24 protein-coding genes are annotated in these 21,588 nt (G+C 68.6%); 15 read left to right on the forward strand and 9 right to left on the reverse strand.

The genetic code is table 11. From position 1 onward, the window contains the following. Positions 1 to 77: 77 nt before the first annotated feature. The 4 genes from ACWF9G_RS26675 to ACWF9G_RS26690 form a co-directional block, all read right to left on the reverse strand. Entirely contained in the window at positions 78 to 935 is an 858-nt protein-coding gene (locus ACWF9G_RS26675; protein ID WP_452518607.1) for a lytic transglycosylase domain-containing protein, read from the reverse strand. A gap of 96 nt (positions 936 to 1,031) precedes the next feature. Next, entirely contained in the window at positions 1,032 to 2,417 is a 1,386-nt protein-coding gene (locus ACWF9G_RS26680) for a lytic murein transglycosylase (protein WP_452518608.1), read from the reverse strand. Positions 2,418 to 2,554: 137 nt separating this feature from the next. Beyond that, a complete protein-coding gene (locus ACWF9G_RS26685; protein WP_379303892.1) occupies positions 2,555 to 3,145 on the reverse strand; it encodes a DUF1003 domain-containing protein in 591 nt (196 codons plus the stop codon). Further along, on the reverse strand, positions 3,142 to 4,455 hold the full coding sequence (locus ACWF9G_RS26690) for a magnesium transporter MgtE N-terminal domain-containing protein (protein ID WP_452518609.1): 1,314 nt from the start codon (positions 4,453 to 4,455) through the stop codon (positions 3,142 to 3,144). Before ACWF9G_RS26690 ends, ACWF9G_RS26685 begins: the two co-directional genes overlap by 4 nt. Positions 4,456 to 4,488: 33 nt before the next feature. On the opposite strand from ACWF9G_RS26690, the gene ACWF9G_RS26695 reads away from it, so the two are divergent. The 6 genes from ACWF9G_RS26695 (at position 4,489) to ACWF9G_RS26720 (ending at position 9,313) form a co-directional block, all read left to right on the forward strand. After that, a complete protein-coding gene (locus ACWF9G_RS26695) occupies positions 4,489 to 5,445 on the forward strand; it encodes an HpcH/HpaI aldolase/citrate lyase family protein (protein WP_379303888.1) in 957 nt (318 codons plus the stop codon). A gap of 12 nt (positions 5,446 to 5,457) precedes the next feature. Continuing rightward, positions 5,458 to 5,952 (forward strand): general stress protein, encoded by a 495-nt coding sequence (locus ACWF9G_RS26700; protein ID WP_189026409.1) that lies wholly within the window; start codon positions 5,458 to 5,460, stop codon positions 5,950 to 5,952. An 84-nt stretch (positions 5,953 to 6,036) separates the two neighbouring features. Continuing rightward, positions 6,037 to 7,188 (forward strand): RNA-guided endonuclease InsQ/TnpB family protein, encoded by a 1,152-nt coding sequence (locus ACWF9G_RS26705; RefSeq protein ID WP_452518610.1) that lies wholly within the window; start codon positions 6,037 to 6,039, stop codon positions 7,186 to 7,188. A gap of 96 nt (positions 7,189 to 7,284) precedes the next feature. After that, on the forward strand, positions 7,285 to 7,866 hold the full coding sequence (locus ACWF9G_RS26710; protein WP_379303883.1) for a suppressor of fused domain protein: 582 nt from the start codon (positions 7,285 to 7,287) through the stop codon (positions 7,864 to 7,866). Between the two features lie 390 nt (positions 7,867 to 8,256). Then, on the forward strand, positions 8,257 to 8,640 hold the full coding sequence (locus ACWF9G_RS26715; protein WP_452518611.1) for a hypothetical protein: 384 nt from the start codon (positions 8,257 to 8,259) through the stop codon (positions 8,638 to 8,640). Between the two features lie 85 nt (positions 8,641 to 8,725). Beyond that, positions 8,726 to 9,313, forward strand: coding sequence for a dienelactone hydrolase family protein (locus ACWF9G_RS26720; protein ID WP_452518613.1), 588 nt, complete (start codon positions 8,726 to 8,728; stop codon positions 9,311 to 9,313). 132 nt (positions 9,314 to 9,445) lie between these two features. On the opposite strand, the gene ACWF9G_RS26725 is transcribed toward ACWF9G_RS26720, so the two are convergent. Beyond that, positions 9,446 to 10,504: a magnesium and cobalt transport protein CorA gene (locus ACWF9G_RS26725; protein ID WP_452518683.1), complete on the reverse strand. Its 1,059-nt coding sequence runs from the start codon at positions 10,502 to 10,504 to the stop codon at positions 9,446 to 9,448. Positions 10,505 to 10,599: 95 nt separating this feature from the next. Between ACWF9G_RS26725 and ACWF9G_RS26730 the strand changes: the two genes are divergently transcribed. From ACWF9G_RS26730 to ACWF9G_RS26750, 5 genes are all read left to right on the forward strand, one after another. Then, complete coding sequence (locus ACWF9G_RS26730; RefSeq protein WP_452518614.1) at positions 10,600 to 11,454, forward strand: PHP domain-containing protein; 855 nt, start codon at positions 10,600 to 10,602, stop codon at positions 11,452 to 11,454. Continuing rightward, positions 11,451 to 11,717, forward strand: a complete 267-nt coding sequence (locus ACWF9G_RS26735; protein WP_379303875.1) for a hypothetical protein — start codon at positions 11,451 to 11,453, stop codon at positions 11,715 to 11,717. Before ACWF9G_RS26730 ends, ACWF9G_RS26735 begins: the two co-directional genes overlap by 4 nt. 51 nt (positions 11,718 to 11,768) lie before the next feature. Beyond that, positions 11,769 to 13,328 (forward strand): FAD-binding protein, encoded by a 1,560-nt coding sequence (locus ACWF9G_RS26740; protein ID WP_452518616.1) that lies wholly within the window; start codon positions 11,769 to 11,771, stop codon positions 13,326 to 13,328. A 411-nt stretch (positions 13,329 to 13,739) separates the two neighbouring features. Next, positions 13,740 to 14,960, forward strand: coding sequence for an NAD(P)-dependent malic enzyme (locus tag ACWF9G_RS26745; protein WP_379303871.1), 1,221 nt, complete (start codon positions 13,740 to 13,742; stop codon positions 14,958 to 14,960). Between the two features lie 74 nt (positions 14,961 to 15,034). Beyond that, complete coding sequence (locus tag ACWF9G_RS26750) at positions 15,035 to 15,244, forward strand: hypothetical protein (RefSeq protein WP_379303869.1); 210 nt, start codon at positions 15,035 to 15,037, stop codon at positions 15,242 to 15,244. Here ACWF9G_RS26750 and ACWF9G_RS26755 read toward each other — a convergent pair. From ACWF9G_RS26755 to ACWF9G_RS26770, 4 genes are read right to left on the reverse strand one after another with little or no spacing between them, the layout of a single operon-like run. Then, complete coding sequence (locus ACWF9G_RS26755; protein ID WP_452518619.1) at positions 15,227 to 15,934, reverse strand: ABC transporter permease; 708 nt, start codon at positions 15,932 to 15,934, stop codon at positions 15,227 to 15,229. The genes ACWF9G_RS26750 and ACWF9G_RS26755 overlap by 18 nt on opposite strands. Continuing rightward, positions 15,931 to 16,584: an ABC transporter permease gene (locus tag ACWF9G_RS26760; protein ID WP_452518620.1), complete on the reverse strand. Its 654-nt coding sequence runs from the start codon at positions 16,582 to 16,584 to the stop codon at positions 15,931 to 15,933. Before ACWF9G_RS26760 ends, ACWF9G_RS26755 begins: the two co-directional genes overlap by 4 nt. Continuing rightward, a complete protein-coding gene (locus tag ACWF9G_RS26765) occupies positions 16,572 to 17,729 on the reverse strand; it encodes an ABC transporter ATP-binding protein (RefSeq protein ID WP_452518622.1) in 1,158 nt (385 codons plus the stop codon). The genes ACWF9G_RS26760 and ACWF9G_RS26765 overlap by 13 nt, the downstream gene beginning before the upstream one ends. A gap of 24 nt (positions 17,730 to 17,753) precedes the next feature. Beyond that, entirely contained in the window at positions 17,754 to 18,638 is an 885-nt protein-coding gene (locus tag ACWF9G_RS26770) for an ABC transporter substrate-binding protein (RefSeq protein WP_452518685.1), read from the reverse strand. 342 nt (positions 18,639 to 18,980) lie between these two features. Between ACWF9G_RS26770 and ACWF9G_RS26775 the strand changes: the two genes are divergently transcribed. From ACWF9G_RS26775 to ACWF9G_RS26790, 4 genes are all read left to right on the forward strand, one after another. Then, the gene (locus tag ACWF9G_RS26775) at positions 18,981 to 19,760 is read left to right on the forward strand and encodes a glycine betaine ABC transporter substrate-binding protein (protein WP_452518624.1); all 780 of its coding nucleotides are present in this window, start codon (positions 18,981 to 18,983) and stop codon (positions 19,758 to 19,760) included. A gap of 336 nt (positions 19,761 to 20,096) precedes the next feature. Next, positions 20,097 to 20,303 (forward strand): helix-turn-helix domain-containing protein, encoded by a 207-nt coding sequence (locus ACWF9G_RS26780; protein ID WP_452518625.1) that lies wholly within the window; start codon positions 20,097 to 20,099, stop codon positions 20,301 to 20,303. 56 nt (positions 20,304 to 20,359) lie between these two features. Further along, complete coding sequence (locus ACWF9G_RS26785) at positions 20,360 to 20,992, forward strand: DUF1819 family protein (RefSeq protein ID WP_452518626.1); 633 nt, start codon at positions 20,360 to 20,362, stop codon at positions 20,990 to 20,992. Next, the gene (locus ACWF9G_RS26790) at positions 20,989 to 21,588 is read left to right on the forward strand and encodes a DUF1788 domain-containing protein (protein WP_452518627.1); all 600 of its coding nucleotides are present in this window, start codon (positions 20,989 to 20,991) and stop codon (positions 21,586 to 21,588) included. The genes ACWF9G_RS26785 and ACWF9G_RS26790 overlap by 4 nt, the downstream gene beginning before the upstream one ends.

Genomic DNA, 21,588 nt, shown 5'->3' on the forward strand with positions numbered 1-21,588 from the left:
ATAAGTGGCTCGCGCAGTGCAACCGCGCCTTGCCCGGGGCCGGTCTAGCCCACCTTGGCAGCGGCCCTATCTGTGCCTCAGATTCGGGGGAGGTCCGAGGGTTTGGGCGCGAGCCCGCTCGAGTACGAGCCCGACCACGCCATCACGTTGGCGACGTAGGCCATCGAGTTGTTGTAGCGCAGGATCGCCTTGGACTGCTGGGAGAGGTCGCGCATGTTCAGTCCGCCGTCGCACAGGTAGCGGCCCGCGGTGAGCGCGGCGTCGAACAGGTTCTGCGGGTCGGCGACGCCGTCACCGTTGCCGTCGGCGGCGTAGCGGTGCCAGGTCTCGGGCAGGAACTGCATGGGGCCGATGGCGCGGTCGTAGCCGCCGAGGCCGTCGAGTTCGCCGCCGTCGCTGTCGTAGATGACATTGTTGCCGTACAGGCTGCCGTCGAGGACCGGGCCGTAGACCGCCTTGATCGGGTTGCCGTCGGCGTCGGCTTTGCCGTAGGCGTGGGTGGATTCGACGCGGCCGATGCCTGCCAGCAGCGACCAGGACATCCCGCAGTGCGGATTCTCCACGGCCAGTTGCTCTTCGGCGCTCTGGTAGGCGGCGACCGCGATACCGGGAATGCCGAGCGGGCCTGCGGGGAGATCGGCGGAAGCCCGATCATTCGGCAGCGCAACGGTTTTCACCACCGGCGTGGCCGAGGGTGACTGACGAGCCTCCGCGTGCGCGACCTCGGCGATGTCGGCCAGAGGCGCGGCGACGAGCTCGGGCGCGGCCTCCGGATCGACACCGGGCAGGTCGTGCTCGACGGCCGCGGTACTTGCGGTGGTCGCGTCGGTCGCGGCGGCGGTAACGGCCACGAGTCCGGCGGGGACCAATCCGGTCAATGCGATGAGCGAGCTACGTCGAACCGTCGTAGCAGGCTGTTTCCGATGACGACCCACTGTGTGGTGCCCTCCTCAACCGTGTTGGATGAGAAGAGATTACCGCACCCGAGATCTTTTTGTTACCCCTCCGTGATCTGAATATCGGTTTGATTTCTACGGGGCAGGGGGACCCGGCGGCAGCGGGATGACGATGTTGAACGGCAGCGTGATCCCGGGCTGCTGGGTAGGCGCCACCGGGGCTGGCTCGGCGGGCGCGGGCTCCTCGGTCGGCGCGATGCCCGGTTCGGGCGTCTTCTCCGGTTCCTCGGCTGCCTGCGCCTCGGCGGGTGCGGGCGCGGGTGCGGGCTCGCCGGTCGCGGCGGGCGTGCACACGGGCGCGGTGGCCTGCTGCTCGGTGGCCTGCTGCTCGGGCTGTGCCGGATCCTTCGGCGCCGCGGCACCATAGGTCTGCTCGGCCGGGCGCTTCTCCTCCACGAGCGGGTTCGGCATCTGGGCCGGCACCGGGTCGCTCACGCAGACCTCGGGCGCGGGCGCGACCGGCGCCGGGCAGAAGATGCCGCAGGGGATCGGCGGCAGGCCGGGCAGTGTGATCATCACCTGCGTCGGCGTGGTGACCTTCGGCGTGTTCGGCGGCAGCTGATTGGTCGTCGACGGCGGCGCCGCGGTGACCGGCGCGTCGGTGGCGGCGGCCAGCACATTGGGCGAGACCAGCGGCGCACTGCCCGGCGGCACGATGTCGGGGGAGATGGTCACCTGGCTCGGCGCGCCACCGGTCCGGTACGCCGCCGACCAGCTCAGCACATTGGCCGCGTAGGACATCGAGTTGTTGTAGCGCAGCACCGCCCGCAGCTCCTGGGAGGCCTCGCGCAGATTCATGCCGCCCGAGCACAGGTACTTGCCCGCGGCGAGCGCGGCGTCGAAGACATTGTGCGGATCGGCCGTGCCGTCACCGTTGCCGTCGGCGGAATACAGCGCCCAGGTGCTCGGCAGGAACTGCATGGGACCGACCGCGCGGACGAACCCGCCGTCGGCTTCCTTGATGATCTCGTTGCCAGGCAGCGTGCCGTCGAGCGCTGGGCCGAAGATCGGGGTGGTCGAGGTGCCCGCCGCGTCGGTGCGGCCGCTGCTGGCGTGCCCGGATTCGATGCGGCCGATGCCCGCCAGCAGGTTCCAGGTGAGCCCGCAGCCCGGCTGCGCGGTCTCCATCGCCAGTTCGGCGTTGCGGTAGGCGGCGAGCACGATCTCCGGGATGCCCAGCGCGCCGCTGCCGATGGGTAGCGAAATGCTGTGCAGTGGAACGGTTCCGGCGAAAGGCGCCAGGTTGTTCGCCGACGGCGTGAGCGCGCGCAGCTTGCGCGGCGCCTCCTGCGCGATCGGCAGCAGCCCGACGATCTCGGACGGATCGGTCTCGGGGGTGTCCTCGGCGGTGCCGGCCGTCGCGGCGAGCAGCGCTTCCGGCGCGGTCGGCGCGGTGCTGGGAGTCGCGGTCTGCACGGTCGACCCGGAGGCGACGAGGCCGGCGACGACAAGGGCCGACATCGTTATCGGAGCAGAGATTCGCACGGCCACACCAACCCTTTACGTCGAAGCAGCGGGCCGCAGAGTCCCCCTCCGGCCCGCCCGGAACAACGTGATCCAGGTTACCTACCGGTCAGGTAGTTGTAGAGCATTTCCGGTTACTCGTCTGAACCACCTGGCGAAACCGGGGCAGCAGAGGGCGTTTGACCGGAGGTTTTCTTGCGAACGGCTTTTCGCTTCTTCTCCGTCTTCGGCGCGCCGTCCGGTGTCGTGACCGCGTCGATCCGGTCGAGCACCTCCTTGATCTCCTCGAGTTCGCGGCGCAGGTAGTCGCGGGTGGCGACGTCGCCGACCGCCAGGCGCAGCGAGGCGAGCTCACGGGCTAGGAACTCGGTGTCTGCCTTGGTTTGTGCCGCCCGGGTGCGGTCCTCTTCGAGCGAGACCTTGTCCCGGTTGTCCTGCCGGTTCTGGGCCAGCAGGATCAGCGGCGCCGCGTAGGCGGCCTGGGTGGAGAACGCCAGGTTGAGCAGGATGAACGGGTACGGGTCCCAGCGCAGCGCGACCACGAACACATTGAGGATGATCCACACGATGACGATCACCGTCTGGATCGCCAGATACCGTCCCGTCCCGAGGAACCGGGCGACCTTCTCGCTGCTGCTCGCGAACGCCTCGGAGTCCCAGTCGAGGGAAAAACGCGAGCCGACCGGCGTTTCCAGCCGCAGACGGGCCGGGTTCTTCTCACTCACGACGTGCCTCCCTCCGAACGGAGCATGCTCGCCTCGGCATGGGCGGACGGTGGCTCCTCTTCTTCGCGCCAGTCCTCGGGCAGCAGGTGATCGAGGACATCGTCGACGGTCACCGCGCCGAGCAGATGATTCTCCGCGTCGACGACCGGACCGCACACCAGGTTGTAGGTCGCGAAGTAGCGGGTCACCGCCGAGAGCGGCAGATCCGGGGCCAGCGGTGTCAGATCGGTGTCGACGATCCCGCCGACCAGGTGCGCGGGCGGTTCCCGCAGCAGCTGCTGGATGTGCGCGCAACCCAGGTAGCGGCCGGTGGGTGTCGCTGTCGGTGGCCGGACGACGAAGACCATCGAGGCAAGGGCGGGTGTGAGATCGGGGTCGCGGACCCTGGCCAGCGCCTCGGCGACGGTGGTCGACGGGCTGAGCACGATCGGTTTCGGCGTCATCAGACCGCCTGCGGTGTCGGGGGAGTGCGCCAGCAGCCTGCGGACGGGCTCGGATTCCTCCGGATCCATCAGGGCCAGCAGCGATTCGGCTTCGCTCTCGGGCAGTTCGCCGAGCAGGTCGGCGGCGTCGTCGGGGTCCATCGCCTCGAGCACGTCGGCGGCGCGGCGCACCTCGAGATGGCCGAGCAGATCGACCTGGTCGTCGTCGGGCAGCTCCTGGACGACATCGGCGAGGCGTTCGTCGTCGAAGGCGATCGCCACCTCGATGCGGCGTTTCTCCGGCAGCTCGCGCAGCCGGTGGGCGACGTCGGCGGCGCGCAACCCCTCGAACTGCTCGAGCAGCGTGGTGACGTCCTGGCCCGGCCTGCCGACCACCGCGGGTGTCAGGCCCTCGACCTGCGTCCAGTCGACCACGTGCACGGTGCGCCTGCGCCCGATCCGGCGATGCCCGCGCACCGCGACCCGGCCGACCACCCAATCCCTGGTCCTGGTCTGTTCGATGCCAAGATCGGCCACGTAGACGTCGACGCCGTTCAGATCCGGCAGGCCGGGATCGTCGACTCGCACCTGGGAGTCCACGATCTGGGCCATGGCCAGCATCTCGCCGGGGCGCTGCGCGAATCGCCGCAGGCTCACGGTGCCGGTGTTCAGGGTGACGATGCCCGGCTCGATCGCGGTGACCCGCAGCATCGGCACGAAAATCCGCCGCCGGGTGACCAATTCGACGACCATGCCGTGCACCCGCAGCTGCTGGCGCCCATGCCGCACGGCCACGACGACGTCGCGGATCCGGCCGATAGACTCCCCGTCCGGACCCAGCACCGTCAGACCGGCGAGCCGGGCGACGTACACCCTGGTGGTTGCCATGACCCTCAGGCTAGGCCACACGAGGAGGAGCCCATGAAGCCCCGCCGATCGGTGCTTGCCGTCCCCGGCAGCAATCCCAAGATGATCGCCAAGGCCAAGGGCCTGCCGGTGGACGAGGTCTTTCTCGACCTCGAGGACGCCGTCGCGCCCGGCGCCAAGAGCGCGGCGCGAGCGAACATCGTCGCCGCGCTGAACGAACCGGGCTGGGGGTCGCAGCTGCGGGTTGTCCGGGTCAACGACTGGACCACCGAGTGGACCTACGCCGATGTGATCACGGTGGTCGAGGGCGCGGGCGCGGTACTCGACGCGATCCTGCTACCCAAGGTGACCGACGCGAGCCAGGTGCAGGCGCTGGATCTGCTGCTGACCCAGCTGGAGAAGGCCAGCGGGCTCGAGGTCGGGCGGATCGGGATCGAACCGCAGCTCGAGAACGCCATCGGCTTGCGCAATATCGACGCGATCGCCACCGCGAGCCCGCGCGTGCAGGCGCTGGTGTTCGGCCCCGCCGATTTCATGGCCAGTATCAACATGCGCACGCTGGTGGTCGGCGAGCAGCCGGAGGGTTACGACGTCGGCGACGCCTACCACCACATCCTGATGACCATCCTGCTCGCCGCCCGCGCGCACGGCATCCAGGCGATCGACGGTCCGTACCTGCAGGTCCGCGACGTCGACGGGTTCCGGCGGGCGGCCGGGCGCACCGCCGCACTGGGTTTCGACGGCAAGTGGGTGCTGCACCCCGACCAGATCGACGCGTGCAACGAGATCTTCAGTCCGCGCCAAACCGATTACGACCGCGCCGAGTTGATCCTGGAGGCCTACGCCTTCCACACGTCCGAGGCGGGCGGCGCGCGTGGCGCCGTCATGCTGGGCGATGAAATGATCGATGAGGCCAGCGCGAAGATGGCGCAGGTCATAGCGGAGAAGGGCCGAGCTGCCGGAATGACGCGCACAACGCGTTTCACTCCGCCACAGCCGGTCCAGAACTAGCAGAATGGGACTATGACGAATCCCTTGGGCAACCCGAATCGCGGACGGCAGGCGTTGCCGACGCCGCCGTCGGGCTGGCCGGTCGGCTCGTATCCGACCTACGCCGAGGCGCAGCGCGCGGTCGACTACCTGGCCGACGGGCAGTTCCCGGTGCAGGACGTGACCATCGTCGGCGTCGACCTCATGCAGGTGGAGCGGGTGCTGTACCGGCTCACCTGGGGCAAGGTCATCGGCGGCGGCGTGGTCTCCGGCGCCTGGCTCGGCCTGTTCCTCGGTCTGCTGCTGAGCCTGTTCACCACCACCGGTGGCGCACTGGGTCCGCTGGTCGTCGGTCTGGTCGGTGGCATCGTGTTCGGCGTGATCACCACCTCGATCCCGTACGCGGCCACCAAGGGCCAGCGCGATTTCGCCTCGTCCATGCAACTGGTCGCGGGTCGCTACGACGTCCTGTGCGACCCGAAGACCGCCGAGCGCGCCCGCGACATGCTGGCCCGATTGGCCCTGTGACCGAAGAAGATAGCGTGCAAGCCCGGTCGTTCAAGGCCGGGTTGGCGAGTCGAGTTTGTCGGTGGGTGGCCGTAGGGTCGGATTGTGCAGCTCCGCTACAACTTCCGCGTCTATCCGACGCCGGGCCAACAGATATCGTTGGCTCGCGCGTTCGGGTGCGCGCGGGTGGTGTACAACGACGGGCTGGCTGCCCGTCGGGCTGCTTTCGCCGCCGGGCAGCCCTACATCAAAGACTCCGTATTGCAAACCCAGGTGATCACGGCCGCGAAGAAGACCCCCGAACGCGGCTGGTTGGGCGAAGTCTCGTCAGTGGTGTTGGTCCAAGCTCTGGGCGAACTTCATACCGCCTACCGCAACTTCCTCTCTTCGGCCACCGGGAAACGCAAGGGTGCGAAGGTAGCGCCTCCGAGGTTCCGGTCCCGCAAAGACAATCGGCAGTCGATTCGGTTGACTCGCAACGGTTTCAGCGTTCGCTCCAACCAGCGGTTGTACGTGGCGAAGGTCGGGGAACTGAAGGTCGCGTGGTCTCGGGAACTGCCGTCGGAGCCGTCGTCGGTGACGATCACCAAGGATGCCGCGGGCCGGTTCTTCGCGTCGTTCGTCGTCGCTGTCGACGATCAGCCGCTGCCGCAGGTCGATACCGAGGTCGGTATCGACCTGGGTTTGGCGAGGTTCGCAGTGCTCTCCGACGGCAAAACGATTACTTCGCCGAGGTTCTTGCGACAGGCCGAGCGGCGGTTGCGAAAGACTCAACAGGCGTTGTCACGCAAACAGAAGGGCTCGAAGAACCGGGACAAGGCCCGGCTGCGGGTAGCGAAAGCGCACGCGAGGGTCGCCGACACTCGGCGGGATTGGGCACACAAGCATTCCACGACGATCGTCCGCGACAACCAAGCGGTCTACGTCGAGGACTTGTGTGTGCGGGGTTTGGCCCGGACGAGGCTGGCGAAGAGCGTGCACGATTCCGGCTGGGGCATATTCACCCGCATGCTGGAGGAGAAGGCCGCACGGTACGGGCGGACGTTTGCGAGGGTGGATCGTTTCTTTCCGTCGTCGCAGATATGCAGTTCATGCGGGGTTGTCGATGGTCCGAAGCCGCTCTCGGTCAGGGAGTGGCAGTGCCCAGCGTGTGGTGTGGTCCACGATCGCGACCTCAACGCTGCCAAGAACATCCACGCCGCAGGACGTGCGGAGTGGTTAAACGCCTGCGGAGAGACGGTAAGTCTCCCCGCCTAGCAGGGAGCGCGACTCTATGAAACAGGAACCCACTGGAGCGGCGCAGCGTGCCGCGGGAGGAATCTCGGTCGTTCACGGCCGGGAGGGCGTCAAGCAATGGATGTGGTGAATTCGGTCCGCACCGCGGTGCTGGACCATTACGGCGTCGACCGGGCGCAGGTCGACTCGGCCTCGGTCACCTTCCTCGGGTTGGAGCCGATCGAGATCCTGCGCATCCCCGGTGCCGCCGCGGTGCACTACGCGACCCTGGGCGGGTCACGGCATCCGATGGGTGATCCGGCCGATCTGTTGGCCGATCCGGTCCGTGGCCCGCGGGCCGAGCTGGTGCTCACGCTGCTGGCGAGCGCGGGCCCGCAGGCCGGTGTCGTTCGTTCGCTCGCCGTGCTCGTCGCGACCCCATCGGTGGAAGGTGTTGTGCTGCAAGCCGACGCGTTGCTCGACCTGGGCGAACCGTTGTGGCACAACGCGCCGTTCACGGCCGTGCTGCTCGGCGAGAGCGACATCACCGATGTGGCGTTGCCCGAGCCCGCCGATCCGGTGCGGTATCTCAGCGTCACCCCGATCACCGCGACCGAGGCCGCCTGGGTCCGGGTGCGCGGCGCCCAGGCCCTGCGCGACGCCTGGGCCGAGGCGGGCATCGACGTGCGTGATCCCGCGCGCGGCGCGGTCAACCTCTAGCCCAGGTGCGATCCGACGCGAGCACGGTACGACCGGTCGAGGCATCGCCCGCCGGTTCGACTCGGATGTCGGATCTTTCCAACTACCACGCTGAATTCTCCGAAACGCGGCCGAAAGTATACAAAGCAATCGCCGGACCACCGACCTACGAATAGTTCACACCGAGTTCCGTGACCAATAGGTGACGAAAAACCCGCCGTCGCACCTTCGGCGTAGCTGTTCACCCGGTGCGGTCGGCTTCATCGCAGGGGCCTTGGCCACGGCCTGGGGGTTGCTCTGTTACCGACACGATGCAGCGACGACGCATTGTGCACCCGACGGGTGAATCGCTCGGCAACCCGGCACGAAATGCCTCTTTACCTGCGGAGAACATCGGCGTGCAATGAGAATATGAACGTCGTCGAACTCCCCCCAACCGACCGCCGCCGCGCCGCCCGCACCGCCATCGATGATCTCGGCGCACAGCGCAGCGATCACGTACTCGTGCGGGTGACCTGTCCCGCCAGCCACCACGTCGCCACCGTGTACAAAACGGAGGAGGGGCCGGTGGTAGTCACTGCGAGTGAACCCCACGCGAGCGGCTCCCGTGACTTCGTTGACAACGCACATCACGGTGGAAGCCGCGGTTCCGAGTACGTCGATATGGTCCAGGCGACCAGATTCGAGGACGACGACCTGCCCGCATGGTGCAGCTGCGGCACACACGCGCTCTCGCGCGCGGAGCTGCAGAAGGCGATCGCGTCGCATACGCGCACCCTTTCGGTGACCACCTGAACGGAGGCCGGTCGCAGTCGGCATGACTACGCCCACCGAGCATCGGAAGGTCGACCTTCGCGTCGGAGGTGTCGATCTTGGAGGCATGCTTTCTCAGCCCGCCGGCTCGGACGGCCTGGTGATCTTTGTGCACGGCAGCGGGAGCAGCCGGTTCAGTCCGCGCAACCGCTACGTCGCCGAGGAACTGACCGCCGCCGGGCTCGGCACACTGCTTTTCGACCTGCTCACCGCCGGTGAAGAGAGCGACCGACGGCTGGTGTTCGGCATCGAGCTGCTGGCCGACCGTCTCGCCAAGGTCACTGCGCAGGTCGGCGACAAGGCCAACTGGGTGGCGTACTTCGGAGCCAGCACGGGCGCGGCCGCGGCGTTGTGGACAGCTGCGGATCCGGACGCCGATATCGTCTCGATTGTCTCCCGCGGCGGGCGCCCCGATCTCGCAATTCCGCGCATCGATCGGGTGCGGGCGCCGACGCTATTGCTGGTCGGTGGGCACGACTGGACGGTACTCGAGCTGAACCGCCAAGCGGCCGAGCGCATGCGCTGCCCACACCAGTTGACTGTCGTGCCGGGCGCAACGCATCTGTTCGAGCAACCGGGTACGCTCGAGGTCGTCGCCCGCGAGGCGCGTGACTGGTTCCTGGCGCATCGGCCCGGCGGAACTGCAACCACCTAAGCCGAGTTCGAGAGCGGCTGGCAGGAATACGGCAGCCGCCAGCTCCGAGCGAGGGTTTCTGAAGGTCGTCGCGGCCGTGTTCGCCATGGATCGACAGGCAAGCAACGTGGGCGTGGCGAACCAGAGACCAGGCTAGATCCACTTGTTGCGGCGGAAACTGCGGAACAGCGCGGCGCACAACACGACCATGACCGCCACCACCACCGGGTACGCCCACGGCTGGTGCAGTTCCCACATGTAGTCGAAGTTCATGCCGTAGACACCGGCGATCATGGTCGGCACCGCGGCCATGGCGGCGTAGGCCGCGATCTTGCGCATGTCGGTGTTCTGCTGGACGCTGATCTTGGCCAGCGCCGCGTTGACCAGGCCGTTCAGCGATTCGTCGAAGTAGGCGATGTGTTCGGTGACGTTGGTGTGGTGGTCGGCGACGTCGCGCAGATAGCGGCGAATCTCCTTGGGCACCGGCAGTTCCTGGTTGTGCACGAGCGATTGCAGTGGCAGCCCCAACGGCGCGACCGCGCGGCGCAGTTCGACCACCTCCCGCTTGAGCTGGTAGATCGCGCCGATGCCGACCTTCGAGGCGGGGGTGAACACCGCCTCCTCCATTTCGTCGATGTCGGACTCGACCGACTCCGACACGTCGACATAGGAATCGACCACGTGGTCGGCGACGGCGTGCAGCACCGAGAGCGGGCCCAGCCGCAGCTGATCCGGCCTGCCCTCGAGTTCGTGGCGGACCCCGGCGAGCCCGGTGTGCTCGCCGTGGCGCACGGTGATCGCGAAATGCGGACCCGTGAAGACCATGATGTCGCCGGTCTCGACGATCTCGCTGATTGCGTGGATGTCGTGCTCGATGTAGCTGACGGTGCGCATCACCAGGAACAGGGTGTTGTCGTAGCGCTCGAGCTTGGGGCGCTGGCGGCCGTGCACCGTGTCCTCGACGGCCAGCGGGTGCAGGTCGAAGATCTGGGCGACATCGCTCATCTGCCCCTCGTCCGGATCGTGCAGGCCCAGCCAGACGAACCCGTCCTCGGTCTTGCCCGCCTCGGTCAGCGCCTGCTGCGGGGTGAAGTGCCCTGGCAGTCGCTTGCCGTCGACGTAGACGCCGCAGTCGACGATGGCGCGCGCCGTCGGAACGGGGACCCGCGGCCGCGGCGTCGCGGGCCTGCTCGGCCCGCGAAACGACGGCATCGGCGGTAGGGAGGGCACGACCTGGATGCTACGGGTAACCGCCGAGTCGGCCCAGGACTGCGCAGCCGCCGAGACCGCACTGTAAGACTGAGGGTGTGCGCATCGATCTGCATACCCATTCGACCGCCTCCGACGGCACGGACAGCCCGGCCGAGCTGGTGCGTCGCGCCGCCGCGGCGGGCCTCGACGTCGTCGCGATCACCGACCACGACACCACCGCGGGCTGGGCCGAGGCCGAGGCGGCACGTCCGCCGGGGCTGACGCTGGTGCGTGGGATGGAGATGTCGTGCCAGGGCATGGGCGAGGACGGCAGGCCCGTCCCGGTGCATCTGCTGGCGTACCTGTTCGACCCCACCGACGCGGGTTTCGCCGAGGAACGCGAACGTCTGCGCGCCGAACGGGTGGCCAGGGTGCGCGCGATGGCCGACAAGATGGTGGCCGACGGCCTGCCCATCGATCCCGACGCGGTGCTGGCAGGCGCCGGCCCCGCGGCGGGCCGCCCGCATCTGGCGCGGGCGCTGGTCGCGGCGGGCGTGGTCGAGAGCGTCGACGCCGCGTTCCTGGAACTGCTCGCCCCGCACGGGCCGTACTACGCGGAGAAGGCAGACACCCCGCTGACCAGGGCCGTCCAGCTGATCACCGCCGCGGGTGGGGTCAGCGTGGTGGCCCATGTGCGGGCACGCAAGCGCGGCAGGCTGCTCGCGCTCGACGAGATCAGGGAGCTGGCCGCGCTCGGGCTCGGCGGACTCGAGATCGACCACCCGGACCACTCCGAGGCCGACCGCGCCGTGCTGACCGATCTTTCGGCCGAACTCGGCCTGCTGCGGACCGGCTCCTCGGACTATCACGGCAGCAACAAGACCATCGAGATCGGCGCCTGCCGGACCGATCCCGAACAGTTCGAGGCGCTGATCGGCAAGGCGAGCGGGGTGCCGGTGATCGCCCCGTGACGCTGCTGCGCGGGCTCAGCGGCATCGTCGCGGGCGGGGTGGTCGTGCTGCTCTGTGTCGTGGCAGGCGCCGCGGTGATCGGTTCGCGCAGGGACTTTCCCGGGCCCGGCGCCGAATCGCTGACCTGGCATGTGCTGGCCGCGATCGTCGTCGTCGGCGCGCAGGTCTTCGCCGACCGGCGCCGCGGCCTGGCGACGTTCACCGGCGCGGCGGTAGTCCTGGTCACGGCCGGTGTATTGCTTTGGACACAATGGTGGGGCTGACAGCCGCGTAGTGGTTGCGCCCGGGTGAACTGTGGCCGAATATTTCTCTTTGTGAGCAACATCGAGACGGATGTTCTGATCATCGGCGGCGGGCCCGCCGGGCTCTGGGCCGCCGTCTCGGCCGTGGGCGCGGGTGCCAGGGTTGTCCTGGTGGACAAGAGTCGTTGCGGTTCCAGCGGTCCGGCGGTCTACGGCACCACCACCCTGTGGGACATCGCGCCGGGTCAGGCCAGGGCGAACGTGGTCGATCGGGCACTCGCGCGCGGTGGTTGGCTCGGTGACGCCGTCTGGCTGCACCGGGTGATCGACGAGACCCATGGGCGGCTGCAGGTCTGGTCCGGCACGCGGCACCGGGTACCCGACACCGCGGACGGCGATCCGGTGGCGCACCTGGACGGCGCGAGCTATCTGCGCAGGCTGCGCCGCGGCGCCCTGGAAGTCGGCGTGCGCATTCTCGATCATCATCCGGCGCTGCATCTGCTCGTCGACCCGGCGGGCACGGTGGTCGGCGCCGCGGGCGTCCAGCATCACAACAAGTTCCGGCCGTGGACCGTTCGCGCGGGCGCGGTGGTGCTCGCGACCGGTGGTTGCGCGTTCCTGTCCGGCGGTGCGGGCACCGACGTGAACACCGGCGATGGCCTGCTGATGGCGGCCGAGGCCGGGGCCGAACTGTCCGGCATGGAGTTCTCCGGCGCCTACGGACTGGCGCCGGTGCTGTCGCGGGTGCACCCGAATCCGGCTGTCGCCCCTGGACTGTCGGTGCACTTCGCCGTGCTCTACGACGAGTCGGGGGTCGAATTGCCCGGCGCGTACCACCCGGCGGCGCTGGGCGCGCTCGCCGACGGCAGGCGGGTCTTCGCCGCGCTGCACGAGGTGCCCGACACGGTCCGGCACTGGCTCGGCAGACACGGCGCGATCGACTCCGCGGGCCGGGTGCCTGTGCGCGCGGTGCTGGAGGGAACGGTCCTCGGGTCAGGCGGCCTGGCGTTGTCCGGCACCGACTGCATGACCACCGTCCGCGGGCTCTTCGCCGCGGGCGCCGTCGCGGGCCGGGAAGTCGTCGCGGGCGCGGCGGGTGTGACCGGCGGCCTGCGCGGTGCGTGGGCGCTGGCCTCCGGAACCTGGGCGGGTGCGGGCGCGGCCACCTTCGCGATGGTCACCGAGCGCGCCACCAGCGCGCGCCCGGTGCCGGGAGCGGGCCTCGGTCCGCACGCCCACATCGATCCGCGCTCGGTGATCGGCCTGGTGCAGGAGCACACGCTGCCGCTACGGCGCAGCTACCGGCGCAGTGCCGGCAGCCTGCGCGACAGCATCGCCGAGCTGGATACGATGTGGCCGGGCGCGCGGTTCGAACTGGGCGGCATCGGCGCTGGCCAGCTGCGGGCAAGGCAGGCGGCGGCCCTGCTCGCGGTCGCGCGGTGGGCGGGCTACAGCGCGCTCGTGCGCACCGAGAGCCGCGGCATCCACCGGCGCATCGACCATCCGGACGTGGTCGCCGACTGGCGGGTCCGGCAACGCTGTGGCGGGCTCGACGACGTGTGGGTCCGCCGGGCCGATTCGCCCGATCCGTGGGACGGCGAGCTCACCGCGAGCCGACCCGCCGCGGTGTGATTGTTCACCGGATGTTCCCCGCCAGCTGCGAGTTTTCTCTAACGCCATGGCAATTCGGCGCCGCTACCCTCGACACATGACGCTCGGCCGGATGACACACGGGACCGGTTTGGCAACTGGTCGGCCCGGCTGGCAGAATGTTGCGGATTCCCTTCCCTTGCCACCGCCGGGTTCGGGGAACATGGTGACCCTTCGCCTCGCGACGCACCGTCGCGGCCGGGGGTCGACCCGTTTGTCTGCCCGGACCACCCGTCCGGCTCCGCTCGGCGGATCAGTGCCGCGCTGCGCGACCGGTTTTCTCCGGTATTCGCCCTGGCTGCGCACCCCATGAGCGTCATGCAATTCCGTAATCCCGATATACCCGGCGGTAACCGTCCCCCGGTTGAGTCCGACTCGAGCAGGAGTGAAATCGTGTCACCTGTGACTGACGCACCGAATGCCACCGCGGCGCCCCAGGCCGATGACGCAGCGAGCCTTGCTGCCATCACCCACGACGAGATCTTCGCGGGTCACCTCGGCGGCAAGCTGTCGGTCGAGCTCAGTGCCCCGCTCGAGACCCAGCGTGACCTGTCCATCGCCTACACCCCCGGCGTTGCCCAGGTCAGCCGTGCGATCGCCGAGGACGCGGCACTCACCAAGACCTACACCTGGACCGACCGCCTCGTGGTCGTGGTCAGCGACGGCACCGCCGTGCTCGGCCTCGGCGACATCGGCCCGCGCGCCTCGCTGCCCGTGATGGAGGGCAAGGCCGCGCTGTTCAAGAAGTTCGCAGGCCTGAACTCGATCCCGCTGGTGCTCGACACCACCGATCCCGACGAGATCGTCCAGACGCTGATCCACCTGCGCCCGAGCTTCGGCGCGGTCAACCTCGAGGACATCTCGGCGCCGCGCTGCTTCGAGATCGAGCGGCGCGTCATCGAGGCGCTGGACTGCCCCGTCATGCACGACGACCAGCACGGCACCGCCATCGTGGTGCTGGCCGCCCTCAAGGGCGCGGCCGCGCAGCAGGGCCGGGACATGTCGGCGCTGAAGGTCGTGGTGTCCGGTGCCGGTGCGGCCGGTGTGGCGTGCGCCAACATCCTGCTCGCCGCGGGCGTCCCCGATGTGGTCGTGCTCGACTCGAAGGGCATCGTGAGCTCCGGCCGCGGCGACCTCAACGAGGTGAAGGCCGAGCTGGCCGCCCGCAGCAACCCGCGCGGGCTCACCGGTAGCGCCGCCGACGCGCTGGCCGGTGCCGACGTGTTCCTCGGCCTGTCCGCGGGCACCATCCCCGAGGAGCTCATCGCCTCGATGGCGCCGGAGTCGATCGTGTTCGCCATGTCGAACCCGGACCCGGAGATCCACCCCGAGGTGGCCGCCAAGTACGCCGCGATCGTGGCGACCGGCCGCAGCGACTTCCCGAACCAGATCAACAACGTGCTCGCCTTCCCCGGCGTGTTCAAGGGTGCGCTGGACGCGGGCGCGCGCCGGATCACCGAGGGCATGAAGGTCGCCGCGGCCGACGCCATCTTCGGTGTCGTCGCCGACGAGCTGTCCGTCGACCGGATCATCCCCAGCCCGCTCGACCCGCGCGTGGCTCCGGCCGTCGCCGAGGCCGTGGCCGAGGCCGCCCGCGCCGAGGGCGTCGCCTAGTCAGCAGTACTCACCCGCCAAGCGCCCCGTTCCCCGGAACGGGGCGCTTCCGCGTTGTCTGGGATCATCGGGTGATGACGACGCGCACCGTGCAGTTCCCCGACGAGGTCGACGAGTACCTGGCCGCCGCGGCCGACGCCGCGGGCATCTCGGTGAACGCGGCCGTCGTTGCGGCCGTCCAGGAGTGGATCCACGCACAGGCGCAGCGCGCCGGCGAGCGAGCCCGCGTGCAAGAGGTCCTCGCGCACGACCCGCACCTGCGCGCCCTACTCGGTGACGACTGACGCGTCGGTCATGACGACCGTCCCGCGCGCGAGCCGCCCACTGCCAGGCGCGCTGGCCCAGACCGCCGCGGCCAGGATCGCGTCGAGCACCAGCGCGAGCACCGCCACCAGCAGCGCGCCGACCAGCACCAGGTCGTAGCGGTAGAGGCCGATGCCGTCGAAGATGTAGCGGCCGAGCCCGCCGAGGTTGACGTAGGCGGCGATGGTCGCGGTGGCGACCACCTGCAGCGTGGCGCTGCGTAACCCGCCCAGCATCACCGGCAGGGCGTTGGGGATCTCGACCCGGAACAGGATCTGCCGCTCGGTCATCCCCATCGCGCGCGAAGCGTCGACGACATCGGCGGCCACGGTGGCGATGCCCGCGTAGGCGCCCGCCAGCAGCGGCGGAACGCCGACGGTGATCAGGGCGAGCAGCGGCGGGATCAGTCCGAGCCCGAGCAGCAGCACCAGGAAGGTGAGCAGGCCCAACGTCGGCAGCGCGCGCATGGCATTGGCGAAACCGACCAGCATCGCACTGCCACGCCGGGTATGCCCGATGACCAGACCCAGCGGCACCGCGATCACCGCCGACAGCGCGACGGCCAGGAAGCTGTACCAGAGGTGTTGCAGCAGCCGGCGGTCGATCCCGGCGGGCCCGCCCCAGTTCGCGCCGTCGCTCAGGTAGTGCCAGGCGTCGATGAACAGATTCACGAGCGGGCCTCTTCCCGGCCCGCGCTGGTCCACGGGGTGGCGATCCGGCCGAGCAGGAACACCAGCCGGTCGAAGATCAGCGCCAGCGCCAGCGTGACGATGATGCCAGCGACGATCTGGTCCGGGTAGTCGCGCTGATAGCCCTGGGTGAACAGCTTGCCGAGCCCGCCGACGCCGATCAGCGCGCCCACCGACACCATCGCGATATTGGTGACCACCACGACGCGCAGCGTCGAGACGAACACCGGCAGCGCCAGTGGCATGTCGACGGTGAGCGTGCGGCGCAGCCTGCCGAATCCGATCGCGTCGGCCGCGTCGACCACACCGGCGGGCACGGTATCCAGCGCGGTCGGCACCGCGATCAGCAGCAGCGCCGTCGAGTACACGGTGAGCGCGATGATGACATTGAGCGGATCGATGGCCGAGATGCCGACCAGTGGCGGGATGATCACGAACAGCGCCAGCGAGGGAATGGTGTAGGCCAGGCTCGACGCCGTCGTGGTGATTCGCCTGGCCCAGTCGCGGCCGCGGATCACCGCGCCGAACGGGATGGCGATCACCAGGCCGAGCAGCAGCGGCACCAGCGCGAGCACCAGGTGCGTGCGCGTGATCGCCATGATCTCGGCGAAATTGTCGATCAGGTATCGCACGTGACGTCCTGGTCGAAGAACTCCCGGTTGCGCTGCGCGTCCTCGCTGCCGCGCTGCTCGGCGAGCTGGGTGAGCACGTCGACGGCCAGCAATCCGCCGCGCACCGCACCCGCGTCGTCGACGGCGACCCCGATGCCCGACGGCGAGGAGATCGCCGCGTCCAGCGCCTGCCGCAGGTCACCGTCCGGGGTGAACAGTGAGCCGCCAGCGGACACGCTCGCCGCCAGGGACTTTCCGGCGCGGACCGCCTCTACTCCGGTGACGTCCACCCAGCCGCCCGGCTTGCCGTCGGCGTCGACCACCAGCGCCCATTCGCCCTGTTCCAGCCGCAATCCGGCGACCCCGTCGGCCTCGACGGTCCGGATCGGCGCCAGCGCGACGGCATCGGCGGTGCGGAACGACAGCGCGCGGTAGCCGCGATCCCGGCCGACGAACCCCGCGACGAAATCGGTGGCCGGCTGGGCGAGGACCCGTTCGGGCGCGTCGAACTGCTGCAACACCCCACCGCGCCCGAACACCGCGATCTTGTCGCCGAGGGTGATCGCCTCGTCGATATCGTGGGTCACGAACACGATCGTCTTGCGCAGTTCGGCCTGCAGCCGCTGCATCTCGGACTGCAACTCCGCCCGCACCACCGGATCGACGGCACTGAACGGCTCGTCCATCAGCAGCACCGGCGGGTCGGCCGCCAGCGCCCGGGCGACCCCGACGCGCTGCTGCTGACCACCCGAGAGCTGCGCCGGATACCGTTCGGCCAGACCACGATCGAGACCAACCCGGTCGAGCACCTCCAGTGCGGCGGCGCGCGCGGACTTGCGGGACGCGCCGAGCAGCATCGGCACCGTGGCGACATTGTCGATCACCTTGCGGTTGGGCAGCAGCCCGCCGCTCTGGATCACGTAGCCGATGCCGAGGCGCAGCTTCACCGGGTCGACCGTCGCGATATCGCGGCCGTCGATCGTGATGGTGCCCGCGCTGGGATTCACCATCCGGTTGATCATCCGCATCGAGGTGGTCTTGCCGCAGCCGGACGGGCCGACGAACACGGTGAACGAGCCGGATTCGATCCGCAGATTCAGTGCGCGTACCGCCCGGGTGCCGTCCGGATAGGTCTTCTCGATATCGCGGAATTCGATGTCGGACAAGGGTTCTCCTAGCGCCGACCGTGCCTAGGCGATGGGGGCGTTGAGCCCCTGCGCGGTGATCCAGGCGAGTGCGGCGGCCTTCGGTTCGATCTTGCTGTCCCCCGAGACGGCCGTGTTCAGCGAGATCAGTTCGGTGGTGGTGAGTTTGGCCGACACCGCGTCGAGCACCGCCACCGCTTTGTCGGTCTTCTTCGCGGCATTGAACAGCGGCACCACATTCTGGGCCGCGAAATTGTGCTGCGGATCGGCGAGGACGACGAGGTTGTTCTGCGCGATCGCGGGGGAGGTGGTGAAGATGTCGGCCGCGGTGACCTGGCCCTCGACCAGCGCGCGCACCGTCGCCGGCCCGCCGCCGTCGGCGATCGGCACGAAATTGGCGTCGCCGATCTCGAGGCCGTAGATCTTCTTCAGGCCGGGCAGGCCGCCGGGCCGCTGCGCGAATTCCGCGGGCGCGCCGAATGTCACGTCGGCCGAATGCGGGGCCAGGTCGGCGATGCTGCGCAGGTTCCACCGGTCGGCGGTCGCACGGGTGACGACCACCGCGTCGGAGTCCTGGCCGGGGGCCGGCGTCGCGATGGCCAGGTCGCTGCCGAGGGCCGCGGTCAGCGCCGCGTTCACCTCCGGCTCCGAGGTGGCGGTGGCGTCGGCGTCCAGGTACTGCAGCAGGTTTCCGGTGTACTCCGGGATCAGCGAGATCGCGCATTGGCGTAACGCGGGCATATAAGCCTCGCGACTGCCGATGTTGAACTTCGTGTCGACCTTGAAGCCGTTGATCCGCAGGACCTCGGTGTAGATGTTGGCCACGGTCTCGGACTCGGGGAAATTGGCCGAACCGATGATCAGGGCGTCACTGGCGCAATCACCCTTGGCGGCCAGTGGATCGGAGTTGCCGCACGCGGAGACGATCATGGCGGCGGCCAGCGCGACAGCGGCTGCCAGCACCCGGCCCGCCCGTGCCGCGAGGCGGCGTGCCGGGCGACGTTGTCTATGCGAAGAGGAGGAGAACGCGGTTTTCACTGGTGTCCTTCCGGCAAAGGCGGGCAGTGCGCTGTGCATGCGACCCGGGGGCCGCAGGTACATTCTGGTTGGTAATACTGCCCGCGTCGCGCCGAATTGCGTGGGTTGACCGCAAATACAGGAAGTTGGTGTCGCGGGATGGTGGCGAGTGCGGTGCGCCGGACAGTCGCTGCGCTACTGGTCACTACCTGGTCTTTCGCCGCGGTTTCTTGCGCGGGCGAGCAGGCGCGGACCGTGGTCGCGGTTGGCGCGGATTCCTCGGCAGAATCGATTGTGCTCGCGGAGATCTATTCTCAGGCGCTGGCTCGGACCGGCACCGATACCACCGTCGTCCGTGGCTCGTCGTCTCCGGCGGCTGACCTGGACGCCGGCCGGATCGCGGTGCTGCCCGCCCGCGACGGCGGACTGCTCGACCGCTGGAACCCGTCCGCGCAGGCGCGCACCCCCGAGGCCGTGGTGGCCGCGGTCAATGCCTCGCTCCCACAGGGTCTGTCGCTCTCCGACGCCGCCGATGGGACCGACCTGCGGTCCCGGCTCCTGGTCACCGAGGAGTTCGCGAGCCGCGACGGCGTCCGCACGGTCGCCGCGCTCGTCCCGCGCTGTGCCGAACTGACCGCTGGTTATGCCGAGCTGCCCGGACTCGCAGGGGCTGCGCCGTCACCTGGCTTGATCTCCGGTTGCGCCTTCGCCACGACCACGCACTATCCCGATCCGCAGGCGCTGCGAAAAGCTCTGCAGGACGGGGAGATCCAGGTGGGAATCGTCAACGGACCACCGGCCGACGCCGATTCGGCAGGCCTCGTAGTCCTCGACGATCCGAAGTACGCGCTGCGCGCCCAGAACCTGCTCGCCGTCTACCGCTCCGGCATCTTCGACCGCGCTCAGTTGAAAAAGCTCAACTACGTCGCCGGTGAACTCACCACCGAGGGCCTGGTCGACCTCGTGCGCCAGGTCGACACCGGCACCGACCCGGCCGCCGCCGCCCGCGCCTGGCTCGACGCCCACGGACTCTGACGGCGGCCCCCACAATCAAAAACCCGGTCCGGAACACGAGTGTCCGGTCTCAGTAGATCTGGCCAGCGTCCAACCTTCTCACCTAGGGTTTGGCCAGATTAGTTAGGACGGGTGAGGCCGGGGTGGCTCAACGAATCTGGCCAGCGTGGAATCCGCCCGGCACACCTGCGGCGCAGCACAAATCCCGGGGCGAGTGGTCGAGCAGTGCGGAGGTGACAAAGATGAGGTCGAGACGCTACGGCCTCCCGCAGTCCTCTGCGTACTAATCGGCTTTGGATCCGATAAGGTCGGCGTAACCCGGCCATACCGGGTTCAAACCCTTCAGGAAGGCTCGGTATGTCAGATCCGTGGCTGTCCGCCGATGACATCGCCGCCCACTTGGGCGTCACGAAGGACACCGTCTACGCCTGGATCGCAGAGAAGGGCATGCCCGCCCACAAGGTGGGGCGGCTCTGGAAGTTCCAGACGAGCGAGGTCGATGATTGGGTTCGAGCCGGCAGCGCGACTTCGTCCGACGAGAGCTCGACGCCGGGCAGAGCCTGACTGTCGGTGGTCGGCGATACGTTGAACGACTTGCCTACGAGCGGAGCGGAGAGCAGATGAACGGTGCTTTGGCGTCGTCGCCACGGCGCTATGCCTTGTCGTTCACCACTGGTGCGCTCCTGGCTCGTGAGGCGGCCGTGCTCGCACCCGTCTACCTCGAGGAGCGGAACTGGGACCGGGTACGCAACCGGGCGGTCGAGGGCAATCTGCTGCAAGCACGGACGCACAGCACCGGTGTCCGACTGGTGCGCGAGACGGTCCAGCGACTTTCGGCGTTCACCGGCGACGAGGTCGAACTGTTGGTTGACACCACGGCTTCGGAGCGAACGCATCTCCTGTGGGCAGCCGCGTGTCGCCGTTACGAACTCATCGGGGAGTTCGCTGAAGAGGTATTGCGCGAGCGGTACCTCACTCTCGCTTCGACACTGGGCTACGAGGACTTCGACAGCTTCGTGCGGACCAAGGCGCTGTGGCACGAGGAGCTGGCGACCATCAAGGAGTCAACGTTGCAGAGATTGAGGTCGAATGTGTTCAAGATGCTGCAAGAGGCCGAGTTGCTGTCGAACACGGGCCACATCATCCCTGCCGTGTTGTCTGAGCGAGTCGTGGTGACGCTGAGCGCCCGCACGCCGAACAACATGCGCTTCTTCCCGACGAAGCAGACCGAGCGGGAGGGTGCTGCACGATGATCGCCAAGACTCTGCCCGAGCAGGAAGAGCACCTGTTCACGGTTCTCAGCAGTCGCCGCTTCCTCCAGATGGAGGGACTGAGCAACGAGGTTCCATTCTTCATCTATCCGTACCCACCGGAAGATGCAACCGAGGTCGCTGCGGCCAAGAAGCGGGTCAAGAACCGGCTGACCGGCGCCGGGGTGACGGTCTTCGAGATCAACCTCTACGACCTGTCGATCGAGCTGCTCAAGGCGCGGGGCGTCTGGGACCGGGTGCTCGCAGTCGAGTCGGACCACGACAAAGCCGACTTCCGCGAGATGATCCAGGGAATGCTCGACCCTCAACTGCACATCGCTCCGGCGATCCGTGACCGACTCACCGCGGAGCAGTTCGACATCTTCTTCCTCACCGGCATCGGTGAGGTTTTCCCGTACATCCGCTCGCACAACGTGCTGAACAACCTGCAATCGGTGGTCAAGGGAAAGCCGATGCTCATGTTCTTCCCAGGCCGCTACGAGCAGTCCGAAACGTTGGGCTCATCCCTCGTGTTGTTCGGTCGGCTCAAGGACGACCAGTACTACCGAGCCAAGCACATTCTCGAACAGGAGGCGTGA

This window comes from Nocardia sp. NPDC055029 (assembly GCF_053608525.1).